The organism is Streptococcus sp. SO2 (genome assembly GCF_030440025.1).
In genome coordinates this window covers 32373-44850 of record NZ_JAQFJH010000005.1, presented here as the reverse complement: position 1 = coordinate 44850, position 12478 = coordinate 32373, and the positions used below count along the sequence as shown (strand labels likewise).

Here is a 12478-nt window from a genome sequence, read left to right as displayed (position 1 = left end):
TTATACCAGTTATAGTGCTAGGTCTGGAAAGTTTAACGAGACAAGGATTGACCAAGACAAAGTAGCTTTTTCTGCACCAGTTCGTTGGTTTATTCTTGACAGCTTGCCCCTCGTCCATTATGATAATAATAAAGATACTAGAGAATGAGGAAAATGCAATGGCAAACCCAACTTTTGGTGAAAAAAAAGAGAATGTGACCTACCAGCCCCGCTATGGTGTGTACGCAGTTATTCCGGATGCGGAGAAAAAACAAATTGTCCTAGTTCAAGCTCCCAATGGTGCTTGGTTCTTGCCAGGTGGAGAGATTGAAGCAGACGAAGATCATCAAGAAGCACTGAAGAGAGAACTAATCGAAGAACTTGGCTTTACAGCTGAGATTGGAACCTATTATGGGCAAGCTGATGAGTATTTCTACTCTCGCCACCGTGATACCTACTACTACAATCCAGCTTATCTCTATGAAGCTATTTCTTTCCAAAAAGTACAAAAACCATTGGAAGATTTTAATCATATTGCTTGGTTCCCTATTGATGAAGCAATTGAAAAACTCAAACGTGGTAGCCATAAATGGGGAATAGAAGCTTGGAAAATCCAGCATGGAATTGACTAAAATACACGATTTTATCCAAAAAGTGCTATAATAGAGTTAGAAAATCGGAGGAACTGTTATGAAGCTTATCAATACGACAAACTCACACTCGCAACTTGTTAAAAGCCAATTAGAAAGCACAGACGCAACTCTTGTCGAGGTTTATTCTGCTGGAAACACAGATGTAGTTTTCACGCAAGCCCCGCTTCACTATGAAATCCTCATTTCCAACAAACACCGAGCTATTCGTGAACCTGAAATCGAAACCATCCAAGACTTCTTCTTGAAACGTAAAATCGACAAAGGTAGCATTGATGAAGCCAATATCAAGACGCTTTATTCAGATAAATTGATTGAGATTTCAATCCCTATAAAATAAGAAGACCAGCCAAAAGCTGGTTTTCTTTTGCAAAAAAGATTGGTAGTTCACAGCTACCAATCTTTTAATTTTATTTCACAGCTTCTTTTAATGCATCTACCTTATCCAAACGTTCCCATGGAAGGTCAATATCTGTACGTCCCATGTGTCCATAAGCCGCTGTTTGACGGTAAATTGGACGTTTAAGGTCTAGCATTTGGATAATTCCTGCAGGACGAAGGTCAAAGATTTGACGCGCAGCTTTTTCAAGCTTGCTTTCAGATACTGTTCCTGTACCAAAAGTATCGATACGAACAGAAACAGGCTGCGCCACCCCAATAGCGTAGGCCAATTGCACTTCTGCCTTCTTAGCAAGACCTGCTGCAACGATGTTCTTGGCAATGTAGCGAGCTGCATAAGAAGCTGAACGGTCCACTTTAGTCGCATCCTTACCAGAGAAGGCACCTCCACCATGACGAGAGTAGCCACCATAGGTATCCACGATGATCTTACGACCAGTCAAACCTGAGTCTCCTTGAGGTCCACCGATAACAAAGCGACCAGTTGGATTGATGAAAAATTTTGTTTGCTCATCCAAGTAAGAAGCCGGAATAACTTCTTTAATGACCTTGTTAATCACATCTTTGTGAATTTGTTCGTTGCTGACTTCTGGATCGTGCTGAGTTGAAATTACGACTGTGTCCACACGCACTGGACGGTCATTTTCATCATACTCAACCGTAACTTGTGATTTAGCATCTGGACGGAGATAGCTGATTTCACCAGACTTACGAAGTTCTGCCAAACGACGAACCAACTTGTGACTAAGTGAGATTGGTAAAGGCATGAGTTCTTCTGTCTCATCCACTGCAAACCCAAACATAAGACCTTGGTCTCCAGCACCAATCAAGTCCAGCGGATCTTGATCTACATTCCCACGAACCTCCAAGGCTTCGTTAACACCTTGGGCGATATCTGGTGACTGCTCAACAAGTGACGGATGAACTCCCACTGTCTCCGCAGAAAAACCATACTCTGTATTGGTATAACCAATCTCTGCAATGGTATCACGAACCACACGGTTAATATCCACATAGGCATTCGTAGAAATTTCACCAAAAACATGGACGGAACCAGTGTAGACAGCTGTCTCAGCAGCAACGTGCGCCTCTGGATCTTTAACTAAAATAGCATCCAAAATCGCATCTGAAATTTGGTCTGCAATCTTATCCGGATGCCCCTCAGATACAGATTCAGACGTGAATAATTTACGTTCTGACATAAAAATGTCCCCCCTTAAAAAATATTGTTATAGAGTTACAAAGTACTGATAGGAAAACTACTAGTAATGAATACCTATCACCTTATCGGGACTATATAACCTTATCATTATACCACTTTTTACTTTTTTTTGCAGTATTTTCTCTAAATCAAAAAAAGAACCTTACGGCTCTTTTCTCGGCATAATAATTTGGCTTGTACTCCATAATACAGAAGATCATACCTATGTTTATCTGCATACTTCGTTTACAAACTACCTATTTTTTCGTCTGCTTTTTCCTCACAATGTTTTAACAAACAATCTTCCAGTTAGGCTTACTGTTCCTTAGACTTTCTATTGCTTACAGTTAAGCCAAGTCCAGCCATTAGGAGGCCAAGTCCCACAATACCATAGTTCGCTGTATCATTACTTCCTGTATCAGGAAGTTTCGCCACTTCTTTTTTATAAGCTGTAGCTACTGGAACTGTGGTAGTTGGAGTCGCACTTCCTGTCTGAGCAACAGGTAGTGTTGTACGACGTTCTAGGTAAAATTGGTAATTATCTTTCGTTACCTTGTAATTGTGTCCTTCAGTCACAGTTTCAACAATCCATGTAGTTGCATCCTTAGTTAAAGAATCAGCCAAGTTACGATTAATATTCATTAATCGACCTTCAGATACAAAATCTTTATAGCTAATATCGGTCCCTGTCGAAGTTGCAACAATTCTTTCGATTTTTGCGGCTTTCAAAGACGCAAGAGTATTCGCCATCGTTGGAATTGAAGGATCCTCCTTCATTGGAGCATCTGTCAACAATACGACAAACTTTTTATTTTTAGGTGACTTAGACCAGTCGTAGGTTGAAACAATTTGTGTAAGAGTAGGTGTAGATGTTTCAGGGAAGTCTCCACCATGTGCAAGCTTAATGCCTGCTAAGGCTTTTTCAAGCTCAGCTGGGTCAGAGGTAAAATAAGATTCATTAAATTTTGTTAAAATTGTACCCTCATCTGCTAATCCACCTATACGTCCATATACTTCATCACTAAAGGTAGCTAATCCAAAACGTGCTGCTACTCCATCTTTAGCAAGATTTCTTGCAAACTCATTGATATTGTTACGGACAGTGTCAATAGTTCGAGACATAGATGCTGAACGGTCAACAACAAAAACGATATCGGCAGAGTTAGATTTTGAAATCGTTCTTGTCGCTTTCTTGATTTCGACTGTAGTTGTTTTATCAACACGTTCATATTGGGTATAAGAATTTCCATCTTCATCTTTCCCACTCACTGTACTCTCAGTTGTTTCAGTCTTTGGAGCAGGAAGTTCTTCACTTTTTACAGGTGCCACTTCTGTCTTTGTGACTTCAACTGTTGCAGTTTCTTCATGAATCTTTTGATCACCTTCTTGGCGTTCTTTCACGTCAATAGGTGAAACCTTCTTAGAAACATCAACAAGTTCTCCAGGTTTTGCATCTGATTGGTTAACGACTGGTTTCGCCTCATCAGCTTTAATTTCTGCTACAGCAGCTTCGACTGCCGATTTATTTGCTTCGGTTTTCTTTACTGTTCCAGTTGCAGCAGATGCCGGTTGTGTTGTTTCATCTGCAGACACTTGTCCGACCTGAGCAAAAGCAAACAAAATTGCTACAGAAGCCAACCCAACTTTCATTTTACGGAATGAAAAACGTTGTTGTTTCATAAATGATTTATCCATAGAAGTCCCCTTTTCTTTTCACGGATCAAATGATATAATCCGATTGTTTTATAGTATGATAACACAATTTTGTATAGTTTTCAATTTTTTTCCTTATGATTTCAATAAAATATTGCTCTAAAAAAGGTTTTAAAGCAATTACTGTTTTATAAATCAAATTATTTAAAATATATAATTATTATCTCCTTTGAATATTTCCGGAAATAAAAACTCAGTAGAATCACCTGATTCTACTGAGTTTTTAAAATGTTTGGCGTTTAGCTTTACGCTCTGCACGGCCACGTGCGCGATTTTCAGCACGCTTGGTTTTGCGGCGTTTTTCATCCACCGCCCATTGAATCTTCTTCTTATAGCCAGGTTTGACTTTTTTCTTTTTCTTTTTAACCAAGCCAATCATTTCAATATCAAGCTTATCCTGCTTCTTTTCACGATTAGCACGACGATCACGGTCATAGGTATCTTGAAACTCTCCGTCTTTGACCATCTTAGGAATAAACTTGATTCCTAATTTCTCCAACTCACGGATATCCGAGTCATCACTAGGCTGGTAAAGGGTAATCGCTGTACCAGGCAGTCCGTTGCGCCCAGTTCGTCCAACACGGTGAACAAAGAAGGACAAGTCTTGCGGAATGGCATCATTGATAACATGGCTGACCCCTTCAATGTCAATTCCACGCGCTGCCAAGTCTGTTGCAACAATGTACTCAAAATCCAGATTTTTCACCTGATTCATGATCCGCTTTCGTTCACGAGGAGCAATATCTCCATGAATCTTAGCTACCTTCAATCCTTGAGCAGTCAAGTAGGCATGTAACTCATCAGCACGCGTTTTTGTGTTAACAAAAATCATTGCTAAATAAGGCTGCATCAACTGAGTCAGCTGGTAAATCTGAGCATTTTTGTCGCGGCCCTTGGTCGAAATCAACCAGTTATCAATGGTATCTGAGATAACTGTTTTAGTCTTGATTTTTTCCATGACTGGATTTGACAAGTATTTCTTCAAGAATGGTTGCAATTTTTGAGGAATCGTCGCTGAAAAAACCATGAATTGCAAGTCTTTTGGAAGGCTTCCTGCAATCTTATCAACGGTTTCCAAGAATCCCATATCCAAGGTCATATCTGCTTCATCAATTACAAAGGTCTTGGCCTTGTGAATAGCCAAATCACCAGATTTGACCAAGTCATAGATGCGACCTGGCGTTCCGATAACGATATGTGGTTGGTTACTGGCAAGTTTTTCAATCTGACGCGCCTTATCCGTACCACCCACATAATTAACCACACGAACTTCGACATCTGAGTGAGCTGCAATCTGACGAGCTGCTTGGTAAATTTGAGTGGCCAACTCACGACTTGGTGCAGTAATGACTGCTTGCACACTGTCGCTAGTTTCATCTAATTGCTGGAAAATAGGTAATAAGAAAGTATGAGTCTTTCCTGAACCTGTTTTTGACTCGCCCACCAAATCACGACCTGCCAATACAATAGGGATTAATTTTTCTTGTACCTCTGTTGGAGTTGTAAATTTCAACTCCTCCAAGGCTTCTACTATATAATTTTTAAATTGAAATTTCTTAAATGACATACTATCCTCGATTCTATCCTTTCAATTATACCATATTTTATCCTATTGCAGTAGTCCCATTTGAGTCTCAGTCCTGTAGTAAAGATTCGAATAGATTAAAAGGTTGGAACCTCTGATTCCAACCTCTTTCATTATATCCAGGTCAATACAGCATTCAAACCATAATGATCACTGACTTGTGGACTATTTTGGCCATCGAAAACTACTTGTAAACTCTCTACTTCTAATTCCTTGGTCGTAAAGACGTAGTCGATTCGTAATGGCTCGGTATTGCCTTTCCAACCATCAATTTCTGGTGGAACTGTATAGCTACCACTTCTTTCTTTCGCAACTTCAAACGCGTCTTGTAATCCTAATGGGCTAGCTAAAATCGCTTGATAGCCTTCCTGACCAGCTGGATTATTAAAATCACCCGCTAAAATTAGAGATTTCTTCAACTCTTTTAGTACAGCCTCAAATCGTGCCCATTCTTCTTGGAAACCTTTATCCCACCAAGAGAGATGAACGCTTGCAAGAGCAAGTTCCTTGCCTTCAACCTCTGTCTCAGCCAAGGCAACGCGACGAGTATGGTAGTCCGTTGGATCATCTACATCTGATACTAAAATCTCACGCGCCTTAATAGGTGTTTTGGATAAGATGGCTACGCCTTCATGGTAGCGGTCATAGCCAATATGATTGTAAGCCCAAGTCCAGTAGTAGTTTTTCCCTTTCTCAGACAATTTTTCAACCAGAAGTCGGACATAGTGGTCCTGATGAATGGGTTCTGCTGATGGTAAAGCTTGATAGTGATTGTTAACCTCTCCCTCAGGCGAAGTCATTTCTTGATTGATTTCTTGGAAACAAATCAAATCATAGTCCTTATCGAGAATGTCTTGGAGTAAGATTTGGAATTTTTCCTCTGCTTCCTTCTCCATCCAACTGTGGGTATTGAGTGTTAGAAATTTCATGCTTTTCTCCTAAAACAAGAGGTTGGAAAACAGCTTCCAACCCCAAGTATATTACAATTCTACTTTAGCAACTGCTGTTTTAGCTGCAAGAGAACCTGTTTGTTCTAATTTAACTGATTTGAGGACATCACCATTTGTGAAGACAACCACTGTTGATGTTTTGCGTCCTGCTTCTCGAATAGCATCCAAGTCAGCTGTGACAAGAAGGTCACCAGCGGCCACTTTTTGTCCTTCAGAGACATGAACAGTAAATGGTTTTCCTTCAAGACTTACTGTATCCAAACCAATATGAACAAGCACTTCAAGACCTGAGTCAGTGACAAGACCAAGAGCGTGTTTTGTTGGGAAGATACTTGATACAGTACCAGTAACTGGAGATACAATGTTACCATTTGCTGGCTCTACTGCAAATCCATCACCCATCATTTTTTGAGCAAAAACTGGATCTTCCACTTGTTCTAAAGCAACAACTTGACCGTCAGCTACTGAGTAAACTTCTTCAGTTACACCTTTGTAGTGTACAGTATTTTGTTGAGTTTCTGTCATTTGGCTTGGAAGAGTTTCAGGAATTACTTCACCTGAGTCAAGGATATCTTGGATATCAGATTTCAATACGTCAGCTTTTGGTCCGTAGATAGCTTGGACACCTTGTCCTTTCATGACAAGACCCATAGCTCCTTCTGCTTTCCATTGTTCCTCAGTACCAACGCGATCTGCGTCTTTAACAGTTACACGAAGACGAGTCATACATGCATCCACATCTACGATATTTGCACGACCACCAAGAAGGTTAATGATGTTTACGGCTTGAGAAGCTGCTGCAACTTTTGGAGTTCCAGGAGCTGCTTCTTCTGATGCTCCTTCAGCTGTTTCGTAGTTTCCGTTACGTCCTGGAGTTGCGTAGTTGAATTTCTTGATCATGAAGTTGGCAATGAAGTACATGATAACCGCAAAGAGAACAGTTACCCAGATAAAGTTAACGATATCCATACCAATACCAGCATTAATTGCCAATGGTGTACGAGTCAAGAATTCAATTGAACCGAATGAGTGGACACGAAGGTGAACAATATCTGCCATAGCAAAGGCAGCACCTTGAACTACTGAATAAACAAGGTAAAGCGGTGTTGCGATGAACATGAACATATACTCGATAGGTTCAGTAACCCCTGTCAAGAATGTTGCAAGGGCTGTCGCAATCATCATACCCTTGTATTGGTGTTTCTTGTCAGCATCAACATTGCGGTAGATAGCAACGATGACACCCATCAAGATACCAAATGAACCGATCATTTGTCCAACTTTGAAACGAGCTGGAGTGACTGTTGTAAGAAGGTGTTGGTATTGGTCAGCATTTGAACCTTTAAGGTTAACAAGGTCAGTTACCCATGCAAGCCAAAGTGGATCTTGACCAAATACTTGTGTTCCTTTTGCAGCACCAGTTAACACTTCGTATGTTCCACCAAGAGCTGTATAGTTCATTGGGATAGTCAACATGTGGTGAAGACCGAATGGCAAGAGCAAACGTTCCAAAGTACCATACAAGAATGGTGCAAGAACTGGAGCAGTTTCTTGTGAGTTGGCAATCCAAATACCAAAGTTGTTGATACCTGTTTGAACTACTGGCCAAAAGGCAGCAAGTACAATTGCAGCAATAGTTGAACGAAGAATAACGACGAATGGTACGAAACGTTTACCATTGAAGAATGAAAGGGCATCAGGAAGTTTACGGAAGTTGTAGTATTTGTTATAAGCTGTTGCTCCAACAAAACCAGAGATAATCCCTACGAAAACCCCCATGTTAAGCGCTGGTGCCTCAAGAACGCTGATAAAGTAGTCCGCAACCTTGATTGAACCACCAAAGAAGGTAGTAACCATTGCTTCAGGGTTTTTCAACATATCACCTGTAACACCGAAGATAGTACCTGTGATACGGTTAATCAAGATAAAGGCAAGTCCGGCTGCAAATGCACCACCTGCACGTTCTTTTGCCCAGCTTCCCCCAATAGCAAGGGCAAACAAGATGTGAAGGTTACCGATAACCCCCCAACCAATTTGCTCAAGGATTCCACCTGTAATCACTAGAGGAGCAAGGTTTGGGTCGATCATCACGATTGATTTACCGATTGAGATCATCAATCCCGCCGCTGGCATAACGGCGATAACCACCATTAAAGCCTTACCGAATTTTTGCCAAAATTCGAAAGACAAGACATTTTTGAATGTAGCTTTCATCATTCAAATCTCCTTTATTTTATTTAGGCAAACGTTTTACGAAAACGTTTGCATTTGGTTATGTATTAATTATACCACTTTTATTTTTTTTGTAAAGGCTTTTATAAAAAAATTGTCTATTTTTTTTAATTTTTAGAAAGGAAAAAGAGAAGTTTACGAAAACTTCTCTTTTAAATATGTATTATTTTTCTGATTTGTACTGCAATTTGCATTTAAATCAAACTAGATCTTCAAGAATCGACGCATTGAAATCCCTGAACCAATTGAACCAATGAAAATTCCGATTATAAATAATAGGACTGTCATCAGAGGGATAAACACATCTGGCGTAATCATTGACAAGTTTTGACCTACCAAGGATTTATTGACCGATTGATAAACCATATTGTAAACAAAGAATACAAGGACTGAAGGAATCGCTGCACCAAGCAAGCCAATAAAAGCACCTTCTAGCAAGAATGGACCACGGATATAGCCATTTTTCGCTCCTACAAGACGCATGATCTGAATCTCACGACTACGTGAAATAATAGTGATACGAATGGTATTGGAAATGAGGAAGACTGCGATAAAAATCAAAAGCCCTGCAATAACCAATCCCCAAACACGGATAAAGGAAGCTAGTTCAAAAAGTCGTTGAGTGTTGGCTCCACCATCTTGAACCTCTGATACTCCCTCAATTTTCTTAGCTTCTTCAGCTACCGTTTTAACATCACTCGGAGAATTTGTATCAACGATATAAGCATCATAGAGAGGGTTTGCATCCCCTTCAAAGACCTTCCAATCGTCACCCATTGTTTCCGTCAGTTTTTCGTACTGTTCTTCTTTACTTGAGAAGGTAACACTCTTAACAGCAGGTATAGCTTTCAAAGCATCATAGACCTTGTGGTAGTCATTGTTGGTAACTGTCTGACCTTCTTTTACAATCGTCTCACTGTTATCAGCTACATCTTTACGAATGTATACCATGACCCGAACGTTGTTTTCAATATCGGTAGCCAGTTTCGCTGTATTAAAAATTACAGATGCAAACAGGGCAACGAGTGTTAAGGTAATCATAACCGAACTCACTGCTGCTACTGTCATCCAGCCATTTCGTTTTAAACTTTTTAATGATTCAAATAAATGGCGAAAAAATCTACTAATCATCGTATCCATATTCTCCTTTAGCTTCGTCACGAACGACACGGCCATTTTCAATGGCAATGACACGGTGGCGCAAGGTATTTACAATCTGGCTATTGTGGGTTGCCATCAAGACAGTAGTACCTTGGAGATTGATGCGTTCCAACAGATTCATAATTTCCCATGAATTATCTGGGTCCAAGTTTCCTGTTGGCTCATCGGCAATCAATACCTTAGGATTGTTGACAATCGCGCGAGCAATCGCAATCCGTTGCTGCTCTCCACCTGAGAGTTCATTAGGGAAAGAGCGAACCTTATGTTTCAAACCAACCAGGTCCAATACTTCCATAACACGTTTTTTGATGTTGCGACGGCTCTCACCGATTACTTCCATTGCATAGGCAATATTCTCATAAACAGTCTTCTTAGGCAAGAGTTTGTAATCCTGAAAGACTACCCCGACACTACGACGTAGCAGTGGGACATCTTTCTTCTTAATTTTAACTAAATTAAAGCCTGCAACTGTTAGGCTTCCTTTTTCGATCTTTACTTCTCGGTATAAAGCTCGAATAAAGGTTGACTTACCTGCCCCAGAAGGTCCTACGATATAGGCAAACTCTCCTGGTTCAATGGTAACAGATACTCCACGCAGGGCAGTCGTTCCATTGTCATACTTTTTGACAACATCTCTCATTTCAATGATTGACATATGAGTTCCTTTCTATCTTAGCTGATTCGCCACTTGAGGTAGGCATCGATAAAACCATCAAGGTCTCCATCCATCACCTTATCTACCTGAGCAACTTCAAAGCTTGTACGGTGATCTTTTACCATAGTATAAGGCGTGAAAACATATGAACGGATTTGGCTTCCCCATGTGATTTCTTTTTTCTCACCTTTAAGGGAATCAACTTCCGCAGCTTTCTTTTCTTGCTCCATTTGATAGAGCTTAGCCTGCAACATCTTCATGGCACGATCTCTATTTCCATACTGGGTACGATCGACCGTTGATTGGACGACAGTTCCCGTAGGAATGTGTGTCAAACGCACACCTGTTGAAACCTTATTGACGTTTTGCCCACCAGCACCACCTGAACGGAAGGTATCCATTTTGATATCATCTTCACGAATCTCCACTTCGATGGTATCATCCAACTCAGGCATAACCTCTACGGATGTAAATGAAGTATGGCGACGTTTGGCAGAGTCAAATGGAGAAATACGGACCAAACGGTGAACACCCATTTCTGATTTAAGTAGGCCATAAGCATTAGGTCCTTCAAAAGACAAGGTAACAGACTTGATACCTGCTTCATCACCAGCCTGGTAATCCAAGACTTCTACTTTAAAGCCTTTGGCATTTCCATAACGAGTATACATACGAAGCAACATATCGCCCCAGTCCTGAGCCTCAGTACCACCAGATCCTGGATGGATTTCCAAGATTGCATTATTATGGTCATAAGGTTCTGACAAGAGAAGGGTCATCTCGTAGCTGGTCATCATCTTATCCAATTCCGTCAACTGTTCGACCAGTTCATCATGGACTGACTCGTCTTCTGCTAAAAAGTCCAATAAAATCTCAACTTCATCCTGCAACTCTTCCATTTTACGGAAGGTGTTGTAGGTGTTTTTTAATTCATTTAATTCTTGCGACGTTTTTTGGGCCGCGATATTATCGTTCCAAAAATCAGGTTCTGTCATCTTGTTTTCCAAGATGGCAATCTCTTCCTCTAAGCCTTCGAGGTCAAAGAGACCCCCTAAAAGAAGCTAATTTTTCACGATTTGCGTCAATTTTTTGACGAATTTCTGAAATGTCCATAGATACTCCTTTTCATATCGTTTTATTATACCATAATCTCTCATTTCTTTCCATATTTTGCTTTTCACCGCTTTTGATTGCAAAAGAAAAGAGGCTCTAAAGCCTCTTGTTTAAAGAACTTTAGCAAAGGTATGAGTGATCTCCTCCACTTGAATTCCTTCTTTTTCAAACTTATCCTTTAATGCAGTCAAATCGATTTTCCCATCAATTTGAACTTCGATGACGACCTTGCCATCCTTACGTGGAATGTTTACAGTATGGGAAATATTTAAATCCTCTTCTACAATTAAAGCTACAATTTTCCCCAGTACTCCGACTTCATTTTCTGTAATGAAACGAACACGAATCCCCTCTTCTCCGTATCCAGCGATTTCCAAGAAAGCCTGAAAAACATCGCGATCTGTAATGACACCGTAGACCTGATGATTGTCTACGACTGGTAATATCCCAATTTTATTTTTCAGCATCAGGTAGGTCGCATCTTCTAGACTAGCATAGCCAGAAACAGTCACGACATCTCGAATCATTACATCTTTTACTTTGGTTTTATTCAGAAGATAATTCATCTCATAGATAGAGAGACTGGTTGCTTTAGATGGGCTGGCTTCCGCAATGGTTCCTTCTGTTACCAATCCGACTAATTGATCGTTTTCGATAACAGGTAAACGGTGCAAACCTTGCTCGCGCATCAAATCTGCTGCGTGTGCTACAGTCGTATCTGGACTGATATAAACTACCTTACGGGTCATGAAATCTTTAACTGCCATGAGACTTCTCCTTCTATATTGCTACTTTTATTATACACTTTCTTAGAAAATCTATCAAACGCTTTCATCTCTT

The 12478-nt window shown here is 40.3% G+C and carries 11 protein-coding genes; 2 read left to right on the top strand and 9 right to left on the bottom strand.

Annotated features, from left to right (window positions below):
• Positions 1–158 precede the first annotated feature (158 nt).
• Together PCY17_RS06480 and PCY17_RS06475 are read left to right on the top strand one after the other, a co-directional pair.
• Positions 159–611 carry an NUDIX hydrolase gene (locus tag PCY17_RS06480; RefSeq protein ID WP_301392245.1) on the top strand — a complete coding sequence of 151 codons (453 nt, stop codon included), beginning with the start codon at positions 159–161 and terminating at the stop codon, positions 609–611.
• A gap of 58 nt (positions 612–669) precedes the next feature.
• Positions 670–969: a DUF1827 family protein gene (locus PCY17_RS06475; protein WP_000767205.1), complete on the top strand. Its 300-nt coding sequence runs from the start codon at positions 670–672 to the stop codon at positions 967–969.
• Between the two features lie 70 nt (positions 970–1039).
• On the opposite strand, the gene metK is transcribed toward PCY17_RS06475, so the two are convergent.
• The 9 genes from metK to PCY17_RS06430 form a co-directional block, all read right to left on the bottom strand.
• Entirely contained in the window at positions 1040–2230 is a 1191-nt protein-coding gene (gene metK, locus PCY17_RS06470; RefSeq protein WP_301392244.1) for a methionine adenosyltransferase, read from the bottom strand.
• Positions 2231–2544: 314 nt separating this feature from the next.
• A complete protein-coding gene (locus PCY17_RS06465; protein ID WP_125384665.1) occupies positions 2545–3924 on the bottom strand; it encodes a VWA domain-containing protein in 1380 nt (459 codons plus the stop codon).
• 241 nt (positions 3925–4165) lie between these two features.
• Positions 4166–5509 (bottom strand): DEAD/DEAH box helicase, encoded by a 1344-nt coding sequence (locus tag PCY17_RS06460; RefSeq protein ID WP_049518967.1) that lies wholly within the window; start codon positions 5507–5509, stop codon positions 4166–4168.
• A 131-nt stretch (positions 5510–5640) separates the two neighbouring features.
• The gene (locus PCY17_RS06455) at positions 5641–6456 is read right to left on the bottom strand and encodes an endonuclease/exonuclease/phosphatase family protein (protein ID WP_049549846.1); all 816 of its coding nucleotides are present in this window, start codon (positions 6454–6456) and stop codon (positions 5641–5643) included.
• A gap of 51 nt (positions 6457–6507) precedes the next feature.
• Positions 6508–8694 carry a PTS transporter subunit IIBC gene (locus PCY17_RS06450; protein ID WP_080979105.1) on the bottom strand — a complete coding sequence of 729 codons (2187 nt, stop codon included), beginning with the start codon at positions 8692–8694 and terminating at the stop codon, positions 6508–6510.
• A 219-nt stretch (positions 8695–8913) separates the two neighbouring features.
• Complete coding sequence (ftsX, locus tag PCY17_RS06445) at positions 8914–9840, bottom strand: permease-like cell division protein FtsX (protein WP_049504944.1); 927 nt, start codon at positions 9838–9840, stop codon at positions 8914–8916.
• On the bottom strand, positions 9833–10525 hold the full coding sequence (gene ftsE, locus PCY17_RS06440) for a cell division ATP-binding protein FtsE (RefSeq protein ID WP_000022275.1): 693 nt from the start codon (positions 10523–10525) through the stop codon (positions 9833–9835). The genes ftsX and ftsE overlap by 8 nt, the downstream gene beginning before the upstream one ends.
• A 17-nt stretch (positions 10526–10542) precedes the next feature.
• A protein-coding gene (prfB, locus tag PCY17_RS06435) for a peptide chain release factor 2 (protein ID WP_096753628.1) occupies positions 10543–11638 on the bottom strand; the annotation gives its coding sequence in 2 pieces (ribosomal slippage) (positions 10543–11565 and positions 11567–11638; 1095 coding nt in all).
• A gap of 110 nt (positions 11639–11748) precedes the next feature.
• Positions 11749–12405, bottom strand: a complete 657-nt coding sequence (locus tag PCY17_RS06430; protein WP_042902522.1) for a CBS domain-containing protein — start codon at positions 12403–12405, stop codon at positions 11749–11751.
• Positions 12406–12478 lie beyond the last annotated feature (73 nt).